Raw genomic sequence first — 20,376 nt, forward strand, 5'->3', positions numbered from 1 at the left:
GCGCCTCAGAAGCCCAGCAGGAAGGGATTGAAGGCGGCGCGGCGATAGGGGCCGCTGCGCATCAGCAAATCGAGCCCGAGGGACGCGACGTCGTCGGCGAACGGGTCCACGTTCGCGTCCTTCGCCTCGTAAAGCACTTTCACATAGCTGCCGCACTCGTCGCAGGTCTCGGCCTTCACGGTGCCGCTGGTGCCCTCGATCTCCTGGAGGCCGATGCCCTTGGTGGAGCCGCAGGCCACGCAGCGCACGCGCACATGGTTCCACAGGGTGCCGCACAGGGCGCAGGCGCAGTAGCGCGCGCCGGGGGCGGAGGGCCAGTCCACCACGAGGCTGGACATGGGCGGCCCGCCGCAGCAGGGGCAGGCGCCTTCCGCGATGCGCACAAGGCGCTTGGCCTCCAGCCCGGCGGCGAGGCGCACGAAATGCACCTGGAGGGCAGCGGTGACATAGAGATGCTCAGCCAGGCTCTCCATGGGCAGGCTGTCCGCCAGCACGTTGCGCACCATGGCGTCGCGCGCGGCGGGGCCCGCGCTGCGCACCCGTTCCAGGGCGGCGGCGGCCGGTTCCGGCTTGGCGATGGCCTGCGCCGCCGTCGCCAGCCGCTCCAGCGTCGCGTCGAAGGCGTCGTCCAGGGTGAAGCGGCCCCTGTCGAGCGGCGGCATGGCGAACTCGGCGGCGCGGGCCAGCGTCTCTTCGTCGGGGGCTTCCACCGGGGGAAGGTCCGCAAGGACGGCGTCCTGCGCGCGGGCGAGGCCCGCGAGGAACAGCAGATAGGGCTTGAGATCGCTGCCCTCGGCGAGCGCGGTGAGGCGCCGCGCGCGGGTCGCGAAGATGGCGGCGGGGTCCGGAAGCCGGGCGTAAGGCGGCTGCGCGATGCCGCCGATCAGGGAGGGATCGGGCTGAAGGCTGGAGAAGTTCGACATCACATCCTCACGAACCCCACGGGTCACGCGGCGCCGCGGGTCGCGTCCATGGACCCGGTCGGCTCATTCTAGCACAACCGCCCGACAGCGCAGGCAGGCTCGGCTTTGGGGAAAGGGGCCGGGGCGGGCGGGCCGCCCCGGCAGGATCATTCCGCGGGCGTGCCGCGACTGCGGCGGACCACCAGTTCGCGGAGCCATTTGCGATGGTGGCGCCACGCCCAGCCGCCGGTGACCTGTCCCTTGGTCATGGCGGACATGGTGCCGCGCACCCAGATGGCGGCATAGACGTGGACGATCCACACGCAGATGATGCCGATGGCGGCCAGCGCATGCACGAGGATCGCCACCCGCTTCTGCGGGATGGTGGTGAAGGGATAGAAATACTGGTCCCACACCACGATGCCGCTGGAAATCAGAATCACGATCAGCGCCGACATGCCCCAGAAGACGAACTTCTGGCCGGCATTGTACTTGCCCAGCTCCGGCAGCCGCTCCTCATGCCCGGCGATCACGTCGCGGATGCGCCGCAGCCAGGTGCCGTCCTCGCTCTTCCAGAGGTTCGCCTTCCAGAAGCGCAGGAACAGGCCCATGAAGGAGAAGAACAGCACTACGCCGATCCAGGGATGGATGGCGCGGGTGGCCTGGCCGCCCCCGAACAGGGCGGTCAGGAAGAACAGCTTGGGGCTGAACAGGGCCATGCCGGAAATGGCCAGCAGGATCAGGCTGATGGCCGTCACCCAATGGTTGATCCGGGCGGCCAGCGTATAGCGGTTCACAATGACCGGATGGCCCTTGTGGACGGCGTCGCCGGGCTGGATGTCGTCGGGCATGCTCATGAGCGCTCCCCTCCGGCCAGCTTCTCGGCGTTTTCCTCATCCTCGGCCGAGACCTTGTTGGGTCCCGCCACCATATGGTGGAACACGCCCGCCACCGCCGCGAAGCCGATCACGGCGAAGCCGAAATACTTCGTGGCGCCCTTCCACAGCTCCACGATGGGGCTGATGGTGGGGTTCTTGGGCAGTCCGGCATAGATTTCCGGTTGGTCGGCATGCTGGAGCACGTACATGACATGCGTGCCGCCCACGCCCGGCGGGTCATAGAGGCCGGCATTCTGGTAGCCGCGGGACTTCAGGTCCGTGATGCGGCCGTCCGCCCACTTCTTCATCTCGTCCTTCGTGCCGAAGGCGATGGCCTGGGTGGGGCACGCCTTGGCGCAGGCGGGCCACTGGCCCACGGCCACGCGGTCGGAACACAGGGTGCACTTATAGGCCTTGTTATCGACCTTCGAGATGCGCGGGATGTTGAAGGGGCAGCCCTTCACGCAATAGCCGCAGCCGATGCAGGCGTCGTGGATGAAGTCCACGATGCCGTTGGAATATTGCACGATGGCGCCGGGGGCCGGGCAGGCTTTGAGGCAGCCCGGATCCTCGCAATGCATGCAGCCGTCCTTGCGGATCAGCCATTCCAGATTGTCGGTCTGCGGGTTCACCCATTCGGTGAAGCGCATGAGCGTGAGGCTGTTCGCCGTCAGGTCCGGCGGGTTGGTGTAGCTGCCGTTGAAGGTGCCCACCTCCTCGTGGAGGTTGTTCCATTCGAGGCACGCCGCCTGGCAGGCCTTGCAGCCGATGCACTTCGACACGTCGATGAGCTTGGCCACTTCGGTCTGGCGCGGGGAGGCCGGCGTGATGGTGGACGCCGACCTGCGGATCAGGTCCTTGTCCCCGAAGCGCTCGGGGACAGGAGTGATCGGAGGGTTTGGGGCTGGAGGAAACATGTTGCTCTACCTCCTCAAGCCACCGGCCCGGTCGTGGGCTCGATATTGACGCAGAACGCCTTGAACTCAGGCGTCTCGATGTTGGCGTCGCCGACAAACGGCGTGAGCACGTTGGCGGTGAAGCCCTTCCGGGCCGCGCCGACGAAGCCCCAATGGATGGGGATGCCGACGATGTGCACCGTCTTCCCGTCCACCGTGAGCGGCCGGATGCGCTTGGTCACATAGACCTTGGCGAGCACGCTGCCGCGCTTCGAGGAGACCTTGGCCCAGCCGGCATTGGAAATGCCCTTCTCCTTGGCCAGCTGCTCGGAAATCTCCACGAAGAATTCCGGCTGCAGCACCGCGTTCACCTGGTTGTTCTTCGTCCAGTAGTGGAAGTGCTCCGTGAGGCGATAGGAGGTCGCCGCATAGGGGAATTCCTTGGACGCGACTTCCGCGAACTGGGTGAAGTCGTCCTTGAACACGCGGGCCACGGGATTGCCCCGGATCTTGGGGGCGATCACGTTGGCGACCGGGCTTTCGAACGGCTCGTAATGCACCGGGAACGGGCCGTCCCGCATCATGCCCCGGGCGAACAGGCGCGAGACGCCTTCCGGGTTCATGATGAAGGGACCCACATCCTGCGGCTTGGCGGTGGGCGCGATGTCCGGGACGTCATAGCCCGTCCATTTCGCACCGTCCCACCACAGGAGCTTGCGGGTCTCGTCCCACGGCTTGCCGTTGATGTCCGCCGAGGCGCGGTTGTAGATGATGCGCCGGTTGGCCGGCCACGCGAACGACCATTTCAGGAACGCGCCCGTGTCGTCGGGATCGGAATTGTCCCGCCGCGCCATCATGTTGCCGGCCTCGGTATAGGACCCGGAATAGATCCAGTTGCCGCAGGCGGTGCTTCCGTCGTCCCGCAGGACGCCAAAGGTCGCCACCTGCTTGCCGGCTTCCAGCAGCTTCTTCGTGGGATCGTTGGGATCGGCCACGTCGGTCAGCACGTAGCCGTTCATTTCCTTGGCGAGTTCCGCCGCGGTGGGCTCGTGCGTGTCCTTGTAGTTCCAGGTGAGGTTGAGGATCGGATCGGGGTTGGCGCCGCCTTCCTTGCGATACAAATCCTTCAGCCGCAGATGGATCTGGGACATGATCCAAACGTCGGTCTTCGCCTCGCCCGGAGGCGAGCCCGCCGGCCAGTGCCACTGCATCCAGCGGCCCGAATTCACCAGCCCGCCTTCGTCTTCCGCGAAGCAGGTGGTGGGGAGCTGGATCACTTCGGTCTGGATCTTCGTGGGGTCCACGTCATTGTAGATGCCGTGGTTTTCCCAGAAGCGGGCGGTTTCCGTCTCCAGGGGATCCATGATCACCAGGAGCTTCAGCTTGGACAGGGCGGAGGCCAGCTTCGCCTTGTTGGGGAAGGCCTGCAGCGGGTTGAAGCCCTGGCAGACATAGGCGTTCATCTTGCCCTGGTTCATCAGCTCGAAGGCGCGCAGGATGTCGTAAGCCGGCACGTCGAGCTTGGGCAGATAGTCGTAGGCGAAGTTGTTTTCCGGCGTCGCCGCCGCGCCCCACATGGCTTTCTGGAAACTGACGAAGAACTTCTTGTAGTTCTGCCAGTAGCTCATCTGGTTGGGCCGCAACGGCTTGAAGCCGCGCGTGGACATGTAGGTGGCGAAGTCGGGCTCCCTCTCCGTCGGCAAGCTCATATAGCCGGGGATCAGGTTCGACATGAGCCCGATATCGGTCAGCCCCTGGATGTTGGAGTGACCGCGCAGCGCGTTCATGCCGCCACCGCGCACGCCGATATTGCCCAGGATGAGCTGGAGCATCGCCATGCAGCGGATGTTCTGGGATCCCTTGGAATGCTGGGTCCAGCCGAGCGCGTACATGGAGGTCATCGTCTTGGTGGGCGACGACGTCTCCGCGATCATCTCGCACACCTTCAGGAACTTGTCCTTGGGCGTGCCGGTGATGCGCGAGACCATGTCCGGCGTGTAGAGGGCCACATGCTCTTTGAGGAGATTCCAGACGCAACGCGGGTTCTGCAAGGTGTCGTCCACCATTGCATAGCCATCCGCCCCGATCTGGTAGTCCCAGGTCGAGCGGTTGTAGTCCCGCTTCTGCTCGTCATATCCGGTGAAGAGGCCTTCCTGATAGGTAAAGCCGTCCTTCACCAGATAGGCGGCGTTGGTGAACGCCTTCACATACTCCCACTGCACCTTGTCGTTCAGCATGCAGTAATTGATCACGCCCAGCAGGAAGGCGATGTCGCTTCCCTGGCGGATGGGCGCGTAATAGTCGGCCACCGCCGCAGACCGCGTGAAGCGCGGATCGACGACGACAAGCTTCGCGCCACGGGTGGCTTTCGCCTCCGTAACCCACTTGAAACCACACGGGTGCGCTTCAGCGGCATTGCCGCCCATGATGACAACGAGGTCGGTATTCTTGATATCCGTCCACGAGTTGGTCATCGCGCCACGGCCAAAAGTCGGGCCCAAACTGGACACCGTGGGGCCGTGTCAAACGCGCGCCTGATTGTCGAACACCACCATTCCGGCGCTGCGGACGACCTTGTAGGTACACCACGCCGTTTCATTGGTTGTTGCGGACGCGGCCAGGAAACCCGTGGTGGTCCACCGGTTCACGGTCACGCCGTCATTGTTCTTGGTGACGAGATTCTTGTCGCGATCGTCCTTGAGGACCCGCGCGATCTTGTCGAGCGCCGCATCCCAGCTCACGCGCTCGAACGTGTCCGAGCCTGCCTTGCGCATCATGGGATAGTTGAGGCGCTGCTTGGAGTGGACGATGTCCAGCAGGGCCGCGCCCTTCGGGCAGAGCGTTCCCCGGTTGGTGGGGTGGTCCACGTCACCCTCGATATGGGTGATGGTGGCCTTTTCGCCCTTCTTCAGGTCGCCCTTGGAGAAGATGAGAATGCCGCACGCGACCGAACAATAGGTGCAGGTGTTGCGCACCTCGGTCGTGTTGACGAGTTTGAAGGGCCGGATCGCGCTGGCCACAGCCTCTTCAACGCCGCCGAAACCAAGCGCGCCGAGAGATGTGCCCGCGATGCCCGCACCCGCCGTTCGTAAGAACTGGCGCCGCGAAAGCTCCATGTTCATCGAAGATGACCTCCGACTGGGCTGCCCCCTCCGGGGGACGTTTTTTAAAAAGGGGATCGAGCTGCCCCCTTCGTCGGGAATCCGACTTACACAAATTCTATTTTTGAATTGGAACTATGTCAAACCATCCCATTGCGCACGCAGGCGATTTTTGCTTTCGCGAGGGTTTGATTTTGCTTCCGGATCTGGTTTTCGCTTTGCTATCAGTCCGGTGGGGGAAGAAATACGGCCGGAAATGCTGCGTATGCGAGATGTATTCCAGCGCAGTGTTGCATTGCAACTTCATGCTGGCGGTCTCTTCTTAGGAAGGATTGACTGGTTGATGGGCCTGTTGCAGCCTTCGCTACGTGGATCAAACAGACACTCCCGAGTTTCGGGGTCTATTCCTGCGGCGCTCCCTGGCGGCCGCACATAGATCGCTCGCCCTGCATGCCCGCAGGCGTGGGGCGCGTTCTGCTGCCTATTCCATCCTGTCCGAACGCCCATTCCATGGGGCTCGCCGGTCCTGCGCCGTTGCGGTCGGGCTCGCGGCTGCGGTGTTCTGCGCCACGCCCGTGGCCGCGTCCGGTGCCGAGGTGCTCAAGGTCTATGAGGGGCCGCCGCTTGCGGCCCTGTCTCTTCCCCGCCTTCCCCTCGGTCCCGGCCCCACCGCTGTGCGCGTTCCGGGGGAGGGGGTGAGCGTGGTGCATTTCTTCGCCACCTGGTGCGAGCCGTGCCGCGCGGAGCTTCCCGCGCTCGCCGCCATGGCGCGGCGCCTCTCCGGGCAGGGTGTCCAGGTGATCATGGTGGATGTGGGCGAGCCCGCGAGCCGGGTGACGCGCTTCTTCGAGACCGCGCCCGTGGCCGGTGAGGTTGGTCTCGACGCTGACCGCGTGGCAGCCCGCGCCTTCGGTGTGGACGTGCTGCCCGCAAGCCTGGTCTTCGCCGACGGCCAGCCCCGCCTCATGGCAGTGGGCGAGGTGGCGTGGGACCACGCGGACAAGGATCTGCTGGGGCTTGTCCCCGGACGGTAACGACGACGTCTGAAATTGACGCGCAAACAAGATATTGGAGGAAGCCACATGACCACACGACGCGATTTCCTGAAGGCGGGCCTGCTGGCGGGGGCCGGGAGCCTTCTGCCCGCCGCCGCCTTCGCCCAGGCAGCGGCTCCGGCCGCGGCGACGACGACGCCGTTCGCGCCCAACGTGGGTCGCTGGCGCTCCTTCCAGATCGTCACCACGGTGGAAATCCTGAAGCCCGAGGGCAAGGTTCAGGCATGGCTGCCGGTGGCCTCGTTCAGCAATCCCGACTGGTTCAAGCCGGGCGACAATAGCTGGACCACCAATGCCGCCTCCGCGAAGCTGGTGCGCGATACCCGTTCCGGCGCGGAGATGCTGCATCTGGTCTGGGCCGATGGGGAGAAGGCGCCCCGCGTGGACCTGACCAGCAAGGCCACCACCCGCGACTGGAAGGTGGACCTCAACCGCCCCGGCATGCCCGCTCCCATCACCACCGAGCTGCGCACGAAGAACACCGCCTCCACCACGCTCATCCCCACGGGCGGCATCGTGAAGGAGACTTCGGACAAGATCGTTGCCGGCAAGAGCGAGGAACTGGACAAGGTCCGGGCCATCTTCCAGTGGGTGGTGGAGAATTCCTATCGCAACCCGGCCACGCGCGGCTGCGGCATCGGCGATATCGCGGCCATGCTGAAGAGCGGCGATCTCGGCGGCAAATGCGCGGACCTCAACGCTTTGTTCGTGGGCCTCGTGCGGGCGCAGGGCATTCCGGCGCGCGATGTCTATGGCCTGCGGGTCATGCCCTCGCAGTTCGGCTATAAGAGCCTCGGCGCCAATTCCGACATCGTCACGAAGGCCCAGCATTGCCGGGCGGAGGTCTACCTCTCCAAGTTCGGCTGGGTGCCCATGGATCCGGCGGATGTGCGCAAGGTGGTTCTGGAGGAGCCGCCGGGCAAGCTGGCCTTGGACGATCCGAAGGTGGTGGCCGCCCGCGCCGGGCTGTTCGGTGGCTGGGAGGGCAACTGGTTCGCCTTCAACACCGCTCATGACGTGGTGCTGCCGGGCTATAATGGCGCGCCGCTGGGCTTCCTCATGTATCCCCAGGCGGTGACCGCGGCGGGCCTTCTGGACTGCCTCGATCCCGACGGATTCAAATATACCATCCGGTCTTCCGAGATCGCTGTCTGACGTGCCCCGCCGCCGCGTTCCGATGCGGCGGCGACTTGTTTTCGAGAGATGCCATGACCGCCCGAGAGAATGTCCGCGAACGCCCCCAGGAGCCCGCGCCCTTCCGCCTGACCAGCCTCGCCCATGGCGGCGGCTGCGGCTGCAAGCTGGCGCCCAACGTGCTCCAGGACTTGCTGGCGGGCGGCCCCTTCGCCCAGCCCTTCGAGCGGCTGCTGGTGGGCACGGAGACCGGCGACGACGCGGCGGTGTGGGACCTGGACGGCGAGACCTGCATCATCGCCACCACCGACTTCTTCATGCCGGTGGTGGATGATCCCGACCATTTCGGGCGCATCGCCGCCACCAACGCCATTTCGGATGTCTATGCCATGGGCGGCACGCCCATCATGGCGCTCGCCATCCTGGGCATGCCGCTGGGCAAGGTGGACACGTCCATCGTGCGCGCCATCCTCCAGGGCGGGGCGGCGGTGTGCGCGGCGGCGGGCATTCCGGTGGCGGGCGGCCATTCCATCGATAGCCCGGAGCCCATTTACGGCCTCGCAGTCATCGGCACGGCGAAGAAGGCCGACATCCGCCGCAACAGCGGGGCGCGGGCAGGGGATGCGCTGATCCTCACCAAGGGCCTTGGCGTCGGCGTCTATTCCGCCGCCTTCAAGAAGGAGGCGCTACCGCCGGGCGCCTATGAGGAGATGATCGCCTCCACCACCTTGCTCAACAAGGTGGGCGCTGTGCTGGCGAAGGACGCGGACGTGCATGCGATCACCGACGTGACCGGCTTCGGCCTGCTGGGCCACGGCCTGGAAATGGCGCGCGGTGCGGGCGTGGCGCTGGAAGTGGGTTTCTCGTCTTTGCCCTGGCTCTCGCAGGCGCAGGCGCTGGTGCGCGAGGGCTTCGTGACCGGCGCCTCGCTGCGCAACTGGGCGAGCTATGGGGCCGCCGTCCGCCTGCCCGAGGGGGCGCCGGACTGGCACCGCCACCTGCTCACCGATCCCCAGACTTCGGGCGGCCTGCTGGTGGCCTGCGCGCCGGAGGCGGCGGACCGTCTTGTGGCCGAGATCCGCGCCGCGGGCTATCCGTCCGCCACCCGCATCGGCCGGGTCGTGGCGGGCGAGCCCGTGATCAAGGTGCGGGACATGGCGGGCGAGCACGTACGCAGCGGCCGGGACGTAGGGAACGGCTGACCTCAACTCAGCGTTTCGGGTGCATCAGAAGAAGGATGCGCCCGTGACACCCTGGCTCCCGAAATCCTCACATCTGCGTCGGTCCGCGCTTTTGGCGGCCGTGTGCATCTCTCTGGGCGCGCCGGTTTACGCCCAACCCGCCGCGCCCACATCCAGCGGCTGCGAGGCGACGCCCGCACCGGCTCCGACGCCCATGGCGCAGGGCGAGCATTCCGGCACCGCGCCGGGCGGCGCGGGTTCCACCGGCTGGACCGGCGGCACGGGCGGCTCAAATATCGGCACCACGCCGGGCGCGCCAACCCCAGGCTCCCCTACGGAGCACCCTGCCACCGTTCAGGGCAAGGACCCGTCCGTGGTGGGGCCGGTGCGGCGCGATTGCTGAGGCCGAGAAACCGTCGGCCCCGTCTTTGACCGGAGCCGCATGGGCGTCACCAAGCGCCTTTGGTCTCAGCCCTCGCCCGCATAGCGGCGGCGCAGATGGGCGATGAAGACCGAGGCGTCCAGCGGGCGGCCGGTGGCGCGGGTCAGCAGGTCGTCCGTCTCATAGAGCGAGCCCTGGCTGTGGATGTTGGCGCGCAGCCAGCGCACCAAAGGCGAGAAGTCGCCGCGCGCGAGACCCGGCACCACGTCCGCGTCCGCCCGGCGGGCGGCGTCGAACAACTGTGCGGCAGTCATGGCGCCCAGCGTGTAGGTGGGGAAATAACCCCAGCCGCCGCTCGGCCAGTGGATGTCTTGCAGGCAGCCCAGCCGGTCATCGGGCGGGGTGATGCCCAGAAGGTCCCGCATGCCCTGGTTCCAGGCGTCCGGCAGGTCGGCGAGCGCTAACTCGTCGCCGATCATCGCCTTTTCCAGCCGGTAGCGCAGGATGATGTGGGCGGGATAGGTGACTTCGTCCGCATGGATGCGGATGAAGCCGCGCTTCACCTGCGTATAGGCGCGGAACATGGCTTCCGGCTCCCAGGCCGGGCCTGAACCGCCGAAGATCTCCTGCATGCGCGGCGCGGCGAAGGTGAGGAATTCGCGGCTTCGGCAGGCCTGCATTTCCATGAGCAGGGACTGGCTCTCATGCACGCTCATGGAGCGCGCGGCGCCCACCGGCTGGTGGATGAAGGGCTGCGGGCGCCCCTGCTCGTAGAGAGCGTGGCCGGTCTCATGCATCACGCCCATGAAGGCGCGGGCGAAGTCAGCCTCGTCATAATGGGTGGTGATGCGCACGTCATTGTCCGCGCCGCCGCAGAACGGGTGGGCGGAAACATCGAGCCGCCCGCGCTCGAAATCGAAGCCCAGCACCTTCATCATGGAGAGGCCCAGCGCCCGCTGGGCATCCACGGCGAACGGGCCTTCGAGCGCCTCGGTCGCGGGACGGCGCGCCTGGAGGGCAATCACCTCGTCGGTAAAGCCCGGCAGGAAGGCGGCAAGGTCCGTGAACAGCGCGTCGATGCGCGCGGAGCGGGCACCGGGCTCGTAATCGTTCAGCAGCGCGTCATAGGGGGCAAGCCCGAGTTTTTCCCCCTTGGCCGCGCCGATCTCCTGCTGGAGCCGCAACACCTCCTGGAGGAAGGGGAGCAGAGCGGGAAAATCGGAATCCGCCTTCGCCTGGCGCCACTTCATCTCGCAGGCGGAGACGGCCTTGCTGGAGGCTTCCACCAGATCGGCGGGCAGGGCGGTGTCCACCGTGTAGATGCGGCGGATTTCGCGCAGATTGGCCTGCTCCCACGCCCCGAGGTCGCTCTCGCCCTCGGCCGCATCCAGCCAGTCGGCGATGCGCGGATCGGTGATCTGGGTGTGATGGCTCACCCGCAGCAAAGCGAGGCTGTCCGCGCGCGTGCCCACGGCGCCCTTGGGCATCATGGTGTCGCTGTCCCATTGCAGGATGCCGATGGCATTGGACAGCGCGGCGGCGCGGGCGAAATGGTCGGATAGCGCGCGATAGGCGGTCATGGCGTTTCCCCCGTCGGCGGCCGGAGCGGTCCGGCCATGTTCCGGACCTTCTCCTTAAAGTGCTGCTCCACCGGAGAAAACAGAAAAGCAGCGTGCCGCCCGCGCGGGTGCGCGCGTCAGGCCGCCTTGCGCCCGGCGATGGCGCGCATCTCGGCTTCGATGGTGCCGATGAAGGCGGCGAACGCCTCGGGGTCGTGCGTGGCCTTGTTCAGCTCCGTCGCCCAATTGGGGCGGCGCAGGGTGAAGGTGGTGAAGGCGGTGTGGGCGCCGGTCTTCTTCAGGAGATGGTCGGAGACGCGGGAGGGCAGGGCCTCCTCGATGAAATAAGCCAGCCCATGATGGGTTTTGTTGAAAGCGGTGATGCCCGCCGCCGCTTCCGCATAGCGGTCTTCCGCGATCAGGCCGGTGAGGCTGTCGATGAAGGCAATGAGCTCGGGCTTGTGGGCCGCAGATGCAACCATGTTCATCTCCCGTTCGTGCGCTCCCGCAGGTGAAATCCCGCGGGATGTGTTGGACACGAGGGGATGCGGAGCCGTTGGCGCGGCGGGGCAGCCGCATCCCATCCTGTGCGTGGTATTCAGTATGGCACGGGAGGCGTGGTTTTCAACGGGGCGGGCGCCCCCGTCATTTGTCCTCGGGCTTGTCGTCCGGCTTTCGCCCGCCCTGGCGCCCGCCTTCCTTGCCCGCCTTGCTGGCAAGGTCCCTGTCCAGGGAGAAGCTGCGCTTTTCAGGCGGCGTATTGCGCCCGCCGGTGGCTCCGGCCCGTGCGGCCAGATCCGTGCTCTGCGAGAAGCTGCGCTTTTCGGCCGGCACGCTCTTGCCGCCCATGCTCGAGATGCGACGCCGCTTTTCCGGATCCATCGAGGCGAACCCGCGTCGCGATTTCGGCTTTTCGTCCATCCTTGACCTTTGGTTGCGGGCCGTCCGGGAGGGCCAGACGGCGCCTGTGGCGGGATGTCCGGCCCGGTTGGCCTGACCTTGGGCAAACGCAAGCTAGGGCTCACGGTTCCACGGTCCGCGTGCATTCGCTCCGTGGAGCGTTCCGGGGCTGGGGCTTTCGCCGGACTGTCTTGGAGGCGCTATGGGCGCAGAAAGCCGTTTCCTCCCGTGACGTCGCGCTCTAGCGTGGCGCCGTTCCCGCTTTGGGGATGCGCAAGGGGGCTGACATGAAAACGGGTGTTCTCGGCGCGGCGATCGTCGTCGCCGCTCTCGCCGTCACGCCGGCCATGGCCAAGGGGCCTGGCAAATATGGGGTGAAGGGCACCAATGGCGGCGACAAGTCGGAATATTCCGGCAACGCCACCCTCACCAAGACCGGCGAGAATACGTGGCGGCTCGTCTCCGTCATCGGTTCGGACAAGTTCGAAGGCTATGGTATCGGCGACGACGACATCATCGCCGTGACCTATGCGGGCGGCGGCTCCACCGCCGTGGCGCTCTATGTGGCGCAGGCGGACGGCAGCTATTCCGGCGTGTGGGCCTTCAAGGGCGACACCAAGGTGAGCATCGAGACGCTGACCCCGAAATGAACTCTTGGGGTACGGGCCTTGCCGGGCGAGTGGGGGCGCTCAGGTGAGGTCCGAGAGGTAATGGGCCTGGTGCGTCAGGCATAGGCTGACGCGCCACTCCACCGGCACCTGGTCCAGCGAGAAGCCGAGCCGGTCGATGAGCAGAGCGGGCGTGCCGGGCGCAACGCCGAGGGCGGCCGCATCATCGGCGGGCGCGGCGACGGCCTTCAGCTTCTCCCGCGCCCGGGCCACGGTGATGCCGTAGCGCGCGGAATAGAGGCCGTAGAGATTGTTGGGAATTTCCATGTCGGTGAGGCCCGGGAACAGGGCCTCCGGCAGGGAGAGGGTCTCCACCAGCAAAGGCGCCCCGTCCAGAAGGCGCACGCGGCGGATGCGCACCACCCGGCTGCCCCGCACCAGATCCAGCGCCGCGCATTCCGCCGCGCTCGCCTTGGCCTTGCCGATGGACAGGACACGGCTGTCGGGAAAGCGCCGCACCCCGTCATTGGGCACCAGTTTGAAGAATTGGAAGAGGATGCGGTCCTCGTCGTGCCGCGCCACGAAGGTGCCGCGCCCCTGGCGGCGCACCACCAGATTCTCGGCCGCCATCTCGTCCAGCGCCTTGCGCACGGTGCCCTGGCTCACCCCCAGCTCGGCGGCGAGCTGCATCTCGCTGGGCAAGGGTTCGCCGGGCGCCCAGACGCCGTCCACCATGCGGCGGATGAGCGTGTCGCGCACCTGGCGATAGAGCGGCTTCATGCCGAGCCCGTCGCCGTCCGGCGCGGTGCCGGCCATGGTCCGGGACTGGTCGCCCCCGCTGATGCCCGCCTTGCCCACGCCAACGCTTCCCCTTCGCACCTTACCACTCCGCTTTAACGTGAAATGACGGCTCCCGCCACCACCCGGCGGCCGGGGAGGGCCGCTCTGGACTGGTCTTATATCTTATATATGATAGCAGAGCAAAGAAGCGGCGTGAGGCGCCCGTGGGCGGAACAGCCCCGGCGGCACGGCCGCAGGATCCGGGGAGTAGGATGCCTGATATTGTCGTAACCGAGTTCATGGACGAAGCCGCCCTCGATGTGCTGCGGGCGGACTATGACCTTGTCTATGATCCCACCCTCGTGGACAAGCCGGAAGCCCTGGCGGCCCTGCTGCCCGGCGTGCGCGGCCTCATCGTGCGCAACCGCACCCAGGTGCGCGGCGCGGTGCTGGAAGCGGGCACGCAGCTCCAGGTGGTCGGCCGCCTCGGCGTCGGCCTCGACAATATCGACGTTGATGCCTGCCGCGCGCGCGGCATTGAGGTGTGCCCCGCCACCGGTGCCAATGACGTGTCCGTGGCCGAATATGTGGTGTGCGGCGTCATGATGATGCTGCGCGGCGCCTATTTCGCCACCGCCGAGGTGGCCGCCGGCGCCTGGCCGCGCACCCGCCTCATGGGCCGCGAGGCCATGGGCGCGACTTTGGGCCTCGTGGGCTTCGGCTCCATCGCCCGCGAGACCGCCCGCCGCGCCCGCGCGCTGGGCATGGAGATCGTCGCGTACGATCCCTTCCTCCCCGACGACCACCCGGCCTTCGCCGCCCATGAGGCGCGCCCGGTTTCGCTCGACGCGCTGCTCGCGCAGTCCGACGCGGTGAGCCTGCATGTGCCGCTGACCGACGCCACGCGCAATCTGATCGATGCCGGCGCGCTGGCGGGCATGAAGTCCGACGCGGTGCTGGTGAATGCCGCGCGCGGTGGCGTGGTGGACGAGGCGGCGCTCGCCGAGGCCCTGAAGGCGGGCCGCATCGGCGGCGCCATGCTGGACGTGTTCGACCGCGAGCCGCTGCCCGGCGGCGGGCCGCTGATGGACGTGCCCAACCTCGTCCTCACCCCCCACATTGCGGGCGTGACGGTGGAATCCAACGTGCGCGTTTCCGGCGTCACCGCCGAGGCGGTCGCCCGCGTGCTGAAGGAGCGTGCCTGATGCCCGTGACCCTCACTTTGGATGACGCGCGGGATCTCGCGCGCGCCGCGCTGATGGCGGCGGGCACCTCGCCTGAGAATGCCGCCATCACCGCCGCTGCCCTGGTGGCGGCGGATGCGGATGGCATTGCCAGCCACGGCCTTTCGCGCCTGCCCGCTTATGCGGACCAGGTGGCGACCGGCAAGGTGCAGGGCAACGCGGTGCCCGCGCTGGACTGGACCGCCACTGCCACCCTGCGGGTGAATGCCGGCTGCGGCTTCGCCTTCCCGGCCGTGGCGGCGGGCCTTGCCGCCGCTGCCGAGCGGGTGCGCGAGACCGGCATCGTGGGTGTCGGTGTTTATGCCTCCCACCATGCGGGCGCCATGGGCCATCATGTGGAATGGCTGGCGGAGCGGGGCCTTGCGGGCATCGCCTTCACCAATTCTCCGTCCGCCATCGCCCCCTGGGGCGGGTCGCAGGGCGTGTTCGGCACCAATCCCGTGGCCTTCGCCGTGCCCCGCGCAGGCAGGCCGCCGCTGGTTATCGACGCCTCGCTGAGCAAGGTGGCGCGCGGCAAGATCATGGTGGCGGCCCAGCGCGGCCAGCCCATTCCCGACGACTGGGCGCTGGATGTGGACGGCAAGCCGACCACCGATGCCAAGGCGGCGCTGGCGGGCACCATGCTGCCGGTGGGTGACGCCAAGGGTGCGGCCCTGGTGCTGATGGTGGAAATCCTCGCCGCCGCCCTCACGGGCGGGCAGTTCGGCTTCGAGGCTTCGTCCTTCTTCACGGCGGACGGACCGTCTCCGGCCATCGGCCATCTGTTCCTGGTGATGGACCCGGTCCGGCTTGGGGGCGACCAGTTCCCGGCCCGTCTCGAAACCCTGCTGGGTGCGATCCTTTCCCAGGAGGGCACCCGCCTTCCCGGCGACCGGCGCATCGCGGCGCGCACCAAGGCGGCCGGGGAGGGGATCAGCATTCCCGACGATCTCGCCGCGGACCTTCGCCGCCGGGCGGGCGTCTGACGCGCTGCCATCGCATTTCGCATATCGAATCACCTGCGCGCCCGGCGGGCAGGTGTTTTTTTACGGGTCAATAGCCGTGAGAAAATTTTTATATTGCCGGCAAATTAAACTGCGTTTCCCTTAAAAAAGCGGCGTCCCGAGGGACGCCGCAGTTGGTCACAACATCGTTCGCGGGGTGCTACCATAACCCGCGTGCTGCTCAGGAGCGGCGCGCCAGGGCAGGGCGCCGACCGATGCCTCTTTCCATCGGCCCGATCATGGACCGGGCCGATGGGCTCAATTCAGGCGCTGCGATAGAGCTTGGTCATCACGAACTCGCGGTGGCCGAGGGATTCAGCCGCCGTGAGCCGGCCGTTGGCGGTGCGGATGATCATGTCGATCAGCGCGTCGCCGGCCTGCGGGATGGTCATGTCGCGGCGCAGCACGCCGGAAACGTCCACGTCGATATGCTCGCCCATGGTGCGGATCGTGCGGGGATTGCCCGTGATCTTGATGACCGGAACGATGGGGTTGCCGATCACGTTGCCCTGCCCGGTGGGGAAGGTGTGGATCACGTAGCCCGCCGCCGCCATCAGGGTCACGCACTCGGCAGCCGCCGAGGAGGTGTCCATGTAATAGAGGCCGGGACCCTTCGCAGGGGCTTCAGCCGCATCCAGGGCGTCGATGAACTTGCACTCGCGGCCGATCTTTTCGAGATTGCCGAGGGCCTTTTCCTCGATGGTGGTGAGACCGCCGACAATATTGCCCTTGGTGGGCTGGCTGTCGGAGAGGTCGTTGGTCTTGTGGGCCTCGATCACGTCGTCCTGGTAGGACTTCCAGATCTTGTACCACTTCTCCGCCACTTCCGGAGACGCAGCCCGCTCCTTGCAGAGATGCTCGGCGCCGGTGATCTCGGAGGTCTCGCCGAACACGCCGTAGATGCCGTGCGGGATCAGCTTGTCATACATGTTGCCCACGGTGGGGCAGGAGGAGAGGCCCGTGGTGGTGTCGCTCTCGCCGCACTTGGTGGAGACCCACAGCTCGGAAATGGAGCAGGTCTCGCGCGGCAGCTCGGTCGCCCACTGCACGAAGCGCTTGGCCTGGTAGGAGGCCTTGGCGATGGTGGCGATGTCGCCATGGCCTTCGATGCCGAAGCCCACAACCGGCTTGCCGGTCTTGGCGATGCCCTCGACCACGGTGTTGGTCCACTGGTCCTCAATGCCGATCACCACCACGGCGGCGACGTTCGGGTTCGAGCCGATGCCGATCAGGGTGCGGAAGTGGAGGTCCAGGTCCGCGCCGAACTGGAGGCGGCCATAAGCGTGGGGGAGGGCCTGCGTGCCCTTCACGTTATTGGCCACGGCCTCGCAGGCGGCGTTGGACAGGTCGTCGAGCGGCAGCAGGACGACGAGGTTGCGCACGCCGACGCGGCCATTCTCACGGCGCCAGCCGGTGAAGGTGGCGTTCTTGTAGTCGATGGAGGCGAGCTCGGTGGGGGTCGCCGTCGTCACCATCTGGTCGGGCGCGCCGCCGTTGAACGGGTTCTGTGCGGTCTGGGCATGGAACATTGCGTTTTCGGACATGTCGGCCTCACCAGCGCTTCGTCTTGGCATTGTGGACGTGGAGATGCTCGCCCTTGGCGATATCCGCCTTCGCGACGCCAATGTCCTGGCCGTATTTCCAGATGGTGTCGCCGGCCTTGATATCCACCAGCGCCACCTTGTGGCCGATCGGAACGTCCATCTTCGAGGTGAGGTGGAAGGCCGAATTGTCGTGGGTGATCACGCAGAGCATGTCGGTCCCGGCCTTCAGGCCCTCAACCACCACCACTCCGACCGTATCTTTTTTCTCGTGAACCAATAGGTGCGGCGCACTCACGCTTGCCTCCTCGCCTCTTCCGGCTTGCCGTTTCGACACAAGTCTTCTATAAGACGTATGATAGATGAGTTAATCGAAGGTCGGTGTCAAGCGCGGTTCCGGCACTTCGGTGAAAAACTCACAAAAACACGATGCGCGTCAATGCGTTAGCTGCCGTGTGCTTAGGGAAGAACCATTGAGGAGGAAGCTGATGGTGCGTTTGATGAAATGGGTGGCCGCCGGTATTTTCGGCCTCACCATGGGCGTGAGCGGGGCGTCCGCGCAGGGCTATCCCACCCGCCCGATCACTTTGATCGTTCCTTATTCCGCCGGCGGCCCGAGCGACGCCATTGCCCGGCTGCTCGGCCAGAGCATGTCGGCCACCCTGGGCCAGCAACTGGTGATCGAGCCGGTGGTCGGCGCGGGCGGCACCACGGGCGCGGGGCGCCTCGCAAAGTCCGCCCCGGACGGCTACACCCTTCTGATCCACCACGTTGCCCTGGCCGCGAGCGCCTCGCTCTATGCGAGCCTCGCCTATGACACCAACAAGGCGTTCGAGACCATCGGCCTGATCAATTACGGCCCGATGGTGCTGCTCTCCAAGAAGGACTACGGGGCGGCCAACATCGCCGAGCTGATCGCCAAGGTGAAGGCGGACGGCACCAAGACCACCATTGCCCATGCCGGTGTCGGCTCCAATTCCTATCTCTGCGCCCAGCTGCTCCAGAAGGCGATGGACGTGAAGATGACGGACGTGGGCTATCGCGGCACCGGCCCGGCCATGAACGACCTCATGGGCGGCCAGGTTGACCTTCTGTGCGAGCAGTCCACCACCGCGGTTCCGCAGATCAAGGGCGGCACCGTGAAGCCGTTCGCCGTGACCTCCGCCAAGCGGATGGAGATCCTCAAGGACCTGCCGACGCTGCAGGAAGCGGGCCTGAAGGATTTCGACTTCGTCATCTGGCACGGCCTCTACGCGCCCAAGGGCACGCCGGCCGACATCGTGACCAAGCTGAACGGCGCCCTCCAGAAGGCGCTGGAGGATCCCACCATCCAGTCGCGCTTCGCCGACGTGGGCACCAGCGTGTTCCCGCCCGCCGATCGCGGCCCCGATGTGCATCTCAAGATGTTCGAGAAGGAAATCGGCATCTGGAAGACGGTCATCGACAAGCCGGTTCAGTGAGGCTTTTCGACCTGTCCTGACATTGGGCGCGCGGCTCCGGCCGCGCGCCTTTTTCTTTTCCCGGCATCCCCGCTGGATACTACTGCCTCGCCGCCTCCGGTTACGCTTCAGATGAGCGACGAAACAGAGTGTAACGAAATCCTGCGTGTGCTGAGCGAGGCCGCGCTTTGGCAAGGTGTCGCGATTGGCCTCAACAGCCGCATACGGCTCACCGGCAAGCTGGCGCTGGAGGGGGACGCCGCCGCCAGCGCCTATGCCGTCGCCGGCCGGCCCAATGTGAGCCTCGGCGGTCGCTCCGGCTGGCAGGGGTGAACCTCGCCCCCGCGAATACCCGCATCGACACGGTGGCGATGACGCTGAACTGGCGCTTCGATCCCTTCGCGGCCCGCTCCGCGCCCTGAGCGCGGGGCGAACGGAGGTGGCCTGTGCCGGATGGCGCTCTATGCGGGCTTTCCCTTCGCCGCTATCCTGAGTGCCGATGACGCCGGAGCGTGCGCCGGAAGCGGAAGGCGAAGGGGCGGGTGAGATGAAAAGCGTGCGTTTCTTCGCGCTGGTGCTCGCCGCATGGTCGCTGATCGCGGCGGAAACCGCGCTGGCGCGGCAGGTGAAGTCGTTCGACGTGCGCGGCTGGGACGTGCATGTCTATGTGGACGACGATACCGGCGCCTTCAGCAATTGCGTCGCCTCCGCCGAATATGAAAGCGGGATGGTGCTGGCTTTCCAGATCGGCGCCGACTTCTCCTGGAACATGGCGGTCTTCGACGCGCCCGTGACCTTCAAGAAGGGTCAGAAGGTGGATGTCCGCTATCAGGTGGACGGCGGGCGGACCCGCCGCGCCTCCGCCACGGCGGAGGACACAGACTTCCTGCTTATCCCACTTCCGGATGATGTGGACCTGTTCAGCGAGTTCCGGCAGGGCAAGCTTCTGCGGGTGTTCGTCTCCGGCCGCACAGCCGGCTTCCGGCTGGACGGCACCGCCGCCATGCTGGCCGCGCTGCTGGACTGCGCCGACAAGCACCAGAACATGACCGCCGATTCCGGGGGCGGCAAGCGCGGCAAGGGAGAGGCGGAAGCGGGCAAGACGGACAAGGGCAAGGATGGCGGCAAGGGGAGTGGCAAGGGTGGCGGCGATGCCTCGGAGGGGGATCTCTCCACGGGCAGCGGCTTCTTCGTGACTTCGGACGGCGTCGCGCTCACCAATGCCCATGTGATCGAGGGCTGCACGGAGGCGGTGATCGCTGGCTACGGCGCCGCGCGCATCCTCGCCACGGACACCGCCAACGACCTCGCTTTATTGAAGGTGACGACGCCCGCCGCCACCACGCCCGCCCGCTTCCGGCGCAAGCATCTGCAACTGGGCGAGACCATCTTCGTCATGGGCTTTCCCTTGGCGGGGCAGCTCGACAACGGCCTGAACTTCACCAGCGGCATCGTCTCCTCCCTGGCCGGGCCGGGCAATGACACCCGCTCGCTCCAGCTCACCGCGCCCATCCAGGCGGGGAATTCCGGCGGTCCCATCGTGGATTCGGCGGGCCTTCTGGTGGGCGTCACGCAGGCCAAGCTCAGCGAGGTGGCGGCCATCAAGTCCGGCGGCGCCTTCCCGCAGAACGTGAATTTCGGCATCAAGTCCGATCTGGCGGCGAGCTTCCTGCGTGCCAATTCCGTGGACGCCCAGGAGGTAGAGACCGCCGAGGGCCAGCCCGCCGTCGCCATCGCCCGCGATGGGCGGGCCTATACGATCCAGGTGAAGTGCACGCCCAAATAGAGTGGTC

At 66.5% G+C, this 20,376-nt stretch carries 20 protein-coding genes; 10 read left to right on the top strand and 10 right to left on the bottom strand.

Annotation, left to right across the window (positions count from 1 at the left end; all coding sequences use genetic code 11):
- Positions 1–5: 5 nt before the first annotated feature.
- The 4 genes from fdhE to fdnG all read right to left on the bottom strand — a co-directional run bounded on the left by fdhE (position 6) and on the right by fdnG (position 5,798).
- Positions 6–923: a formate dehydrogenase accessory protein FdhE gene (gene fdhE / locus EJJ38_RS06470; protein ID WP_127089285.1), complete on the bottom strand. Its 918-nt coding sequence runs from the start codon at positions 921–923 to the stop codon at positions 6–8.
- Between the two features lie 146 nt (positions 924–1,069).
- Positions 1,070–1,759: a formate dehydrogenase subunit gamma gene (locus EJJ38_RS06475; protein ID WP_127089286.1), complete on the bottom strand. Its 690-nt coding sequence runs from the start codon at positions 1,757–1,759 to the stop codon at positions 1,070–1,072.
- On the bottom strand, positions 1,756–2,697 hold the full coding sequence (fdxH, locus tag EJJ38_RS06480) for a formate dehydrogenase subunit beta (RefSeq protein WP_127089287.1): 942 nt from the start codon (positions 2,695–2,697) through the stop codon (positions 1,756–1,758). The genes EJJ38_RS06475 and fdxH overlap by 4 nt, the downstream gene beginning before the upstream one ends.
- A 14-nt stretch (positions 2,698–2,711) precedes the next feature.
- Positions 2,712–5,798 carry a formate dehydrogenase-N subunit alpha gene (gene fdnG / locus EJJ38_RS06485; protein ID WP_127089288.1) on the bottom strand — a complete coding sequence of 1,029 codons (3,087 nt, stop codon included), beginning with the start codon at positions 5,796–5,798 and terminating at the stop codon, positions 2,712–2,714.
- Between the two features lie 554 nt (positions 5,799–6,352).
- Between fdnG and EJJ38_RS06490 the strand changes: the two genes are divergently transcribed.
- Genes EJJ38_RS06490 through EJJ38_RS06505 form a run of 4 tightly spaced genes read left to right on the top strand, consistent with a single transcriptional unit; the run spans position 6,353 to position 9,550 of the window.
- Positions 6,353–6,811 carry a TlpA family protein disulfide reductase gene (locus EJJ38_RS06490; protein ID WP_164738435.1) on the top strand — a complete coding sequence of 153 codons (459 nt, stop codon included), beginning with the start codon at positions 6,353–6,355 and terminating at the stop codon, positions 6,809–6,811.
- Positions 6,812–6,859: 48 nt separating this feature from the next.
- Complete coding sequence (locus EJJ38_RS06495) at positions 6,860–7,987, top strand: transglutaminase-like domain-containing protein (RefSeq protein ID WP_127089290.1); 1,128 nt, start codon at positions 6,860–6,862, stop codon at positions 7,985–7,987.
- Between the two features lie 53 nt (positions 7,988–8,040).
- Entirely contained in the window at positions 8,041–9,168 is a 1,128-nt protein-coding gene (gene selD / locus EJJ38_RS06500; RefSeq protein ID WP_127089291.1) for a selenide, water dikinase SelD, read from the top strand.
- Positions 9,169–9,211: 43 nt separating this feature from the next.
- Positions 9,212–9,550, top strand: coding sequence for a hypothetical protein (locus tag EJJ38_RS06505; protein WP_127089292.1), 339 nt, complete (start codon positions 9,212–9,214; stop codon positions 9,548–9,550).
- Between the two features lie 65 nt (positions 9,551–9,615).
- On the opposite strand, the gene EJJ38_RS06510 is transcribed toward EJJ38_RS06505, so the two are convergent.
- From EJJ38_RS06510 to EJJ38_RS06520, 3 genes are all read right to left on the bottom strand, one after another.
- Positions 9,616–11,109, bottom strand: a complete 1,494-nt coding sequence (locus tag EJJ38_RS06510; protein ID WP_127089293.1) for a carboxypeptidase M32 — start codon at positions 11,107–11,109, stop codon at positions 9,616–9,618.
- Between the two features lie 116 nt (positions 11,110–11,225).
- The gene (locus tag EJJ38_RS06515) at positions 11,226–11,570 is read right to left on the bottom strand and encodes a hypothetical protein (RefSeq protein WP_127089294.1); all 345 of its coding nucleotides are present in this window, start codon (positions 11,568–11,570) and stop codon (positions 11,226–11,228) included.
- A gap of 163 nt (positions 11,571–11,733) precedes the next feature.
- Positions 11,734–12,009, bottom strand: coding sequence for a con-10 family general stress protein (locus tag EJJ38_RS06520; protein WP_127089295.1), 276 nt, complete (start codon positions 12,007–12,009; stop codon positions 11,734–11,736).
- Between the two features lie 266 nt (positions 12,010–12,275).
- Here EJJ38_RS06520 and EJJ38_RS06525 point away from each other — a divergent pair, with 266 nt between their 5' ends.
- Entirely contained in the window at positions 12,276–12,638 is a 363-nt protein-coding gene (locus tag EJJ38_RS06525) for a hypothetical protein (protein ID WP_127089296.1), read from the top strand.
- A gap of 39 nt (positions 12,639–12,677) precedes the next feature.
- Here EJJ38_RS06525 and EJJ38_RS06530 read toward each other — a convergent pair whose 3' ends face one another.
- Entirely contained in the window at positions 12,678–13,475 is a 798-nt protein-coding gene (locus EJJ38_RS06530) for a GntR family transcriptional regulator (RefSeq protein WP_245454140.1), read from the bottom strand.
- A gap of 173 nt (positions 13,476–13,648) precedes the next feature.
- Here EJJ38_RS06530 and EJJ38_RS06535 point away from each other — a divergent pair, with 173 nt between their 5' ends.
- Both EJJ38_RS06535 and EJJ38_RS06540 read left to right on the top strand, forming a co-directional pair.
- The gene (locus EJJ38_RS06535; RefSeq protein WP_127089297.1) at positions 13,649–14,581 is read left to right on the top strand and encodes a hydroxyacid dehydrogenase; all 933 of its coding nucleotides are present in this window, start codon (positions 13,649–13,651) and stop codon (positions 14,579–14,581) included.
- On the top strand, positions 14,581–15,585 hold the full coding sequence (locus EJJ38_RS06540; protein ID WP_127089298.1) for an Ldh family oxidoreductase: 1,005 nt from the start codon (positions 14,581–14,583) through the stop codon (positions 15,583–15,585). The genes EJJ38_RS06535 and EJJ38_RS06540 overlap by 1 nt, the downstream gene beginning before the upstream one ends.
- 281 nt (positions 15,586–15,866) lie before the next feature.
- On the opposite strand, the gene EJJ38_RS06545 is transcribed toward EJJ38_RS06540, so the two are convergent.
- Together EJJ38_RS06545 and EJJ38_RS06550 are read right to left on the bottom strand one after the other, a co-directional pair.
- Positions 15,867–17,078, bottom strand: coding sequence for a UxaA family hydrolase (locus EJJ38_RS06545; protein ID WP_274704725.1), 1,212 nt, complete (start codon positions 17,076–17,078; stop codon positions 15,867–15,869).
- Positions 17,079–17,154: 76 nt separating this feature from the next.
- A complete protein-coding gene (locus EJJ38_RS06550; protein ID WP_127089299.1) occupies positions 17,155–17,442 on the bottom strand; it encodes a UxaA family hydrolase in 288 nt (95 codons plus the stop codon).
- Positions 17,443–17,632: 190 nt separating this feature from the next.
- Between EJJ38_RS06550 and EJJ38_RS06555 the strand changes: the two genes are divergently transcribed.
- The 3 genes from EJJ38_RS06555 (at position 17,633) to EJJ38_RS06565 (ending at position 20,369) form a co-directional block, all read left to right on the top strand.
- Positions 17,633–18,604: a tripartite tricarboxylate transporter substrate-binding protein gene (locus EJJ38_RS06555; RefSeq protein ID WP_127089300.1), complete on the top strand. Its 972-nt coding sequence runs from the start codon at positions 17,633–17,635 to the stop codon at positions 18,602–18,604.
- Between the two features lie 111 nt (positions 18,605–18,715).
- A complete protein-coding gene (locus EJJ38_RS06560; RefSeq protein ID WP_127089301.1) occupies positions 18,716–18,916 on the top strand; it encodes a hypothetical protein in 201 nt (66 codons plus the stop codon).
- A 214-nt stretch (positions 18,917–19,130) separates the two neighbouring features.
- Positions 19,131–20,369 carry a S1C family serine protease gene (locus EJJ38_RS06565; RefSeq protein ID WP_164738436.1) on the top strand — a complete coding sequence of 413 codons (1,239 nt, stop codon included), beginning with the start codon at positions 19,131–19,133 and terminating at the stop codon, positions 20,367–20,369.
- Positions 20,370–20,376: the final 7 nt, after the last annotated feature.

Source organism: Aquabacter cavernae (assembly GCF_003993795.1).
Taxonomy (GTDB): Bacteria; Pseudomonadota; Alphaproteobacteria; order Rhizobiales; family Xanthobacteraceae; genus Aquabacter; species Aquabacter cavernae.

Coding starts and splice junctions, on each gene's coding strand:
- fdhE (WP_127089285.1), bottom strand. CDS start 923: ATGTCGAACTTCTCCAGCCTTCAGCCCGATCCCTCCCTGATCGGCGGC.
- EJJ38_RS06475 (WP_127089286.1), bottom strand. CDS start 1,759: ATGAGCATGCCCGACGACATCCAGCCCGGCGACGCCGTCCACAAGGGC.
- fdxH (WP_127089287.1), bottom strand. CDS start 2,697: ATGTTTCCTCCAGCCCCAAACCCTCCGATCACTCCTGTCCCCGAGCGC.
- EJJ38_RS06495 (WP_127089290.1), top strand. CDS start 6,860: ATGACCACACGACGCGATTTCCTGAAGGCGGGCCTGCTGGCGGGGGCC.
- selD (WP_127089291.1), top strand. CDS start 8,041: ATGACCGCCCGAGAGAATGTCCGCGAACGCCCCCAGGAGCCCGCGCCC.
- EJJ38_RS06510 (WP_127089293.1), bottom strand. CDS start 11,109: ATGACCGCCTATCGCGCGCTATCCGACCATTTCGCCCGCGCCGCCGCG.
- EJJ38_RS06515 (WP_127089294.1), bottom strand. CDS start 11,570: ATGGTTGCATCTGCGGCCCACAAGCCCGAGCTCATTGCCTTCATCGAC.
- EJJ38_RS06520 (WP_127089295.1), bottom strand. CDS start 12,009: ATGGACGAAAAGCCGAAATCGCGACGCGGGTTCGCCTCGATGGATCCG.
- EJJ38_RS06525 (WP_127089296.1), top strand. CDS start 12,276: ATGAAAACGGGTGTTCTCGGCGCGGCGATCGTCGTCGCCGCTCTCGCC.
- EJJ38_RS06535 (WP_127089297.1), top strand. CDS start 13,649: ATGCCTGATATTGTCGTAACCGAGTTCATGGACGAAGCCGCCCTCGAT.
- EJJ38_RS06540 (WP_127089298.1), top strand. CDS start 14,581: ATGCCCGTGACCCTCACTTTGGATGACGCGCGGGATCTCGCGCGCGCC.
- EJJ38_RS06545 (WP_274704725.1), bottom strand. CDS start 17,078: ATGGTGACGACGGCGACCCCCACCGAGCTCGCCTCCATCGACTACAAG.
- EJJ38_RS06555 (WP_127089300.1), top strand. CDS start 17,633: ATGGTGCGTTTGATGAAATGGGTGGCCGCCGGTATTTTCGGCCTCACC.
- EJJ38_RS06560 (WP_127089301.1), top strand. CDS start 18,716: ATGAGCGACGAAACAGAGTGTAACGAAATCCTGCGTGTGCTGAGCGAG.
- EJJ38_RS06565 (WP_164738436.1), top strand. CDS start 19,131: ATGAAAAGCGTGCGTTTCTTCGCGCTGGTGCTCGCCGCATGGTCGCTG.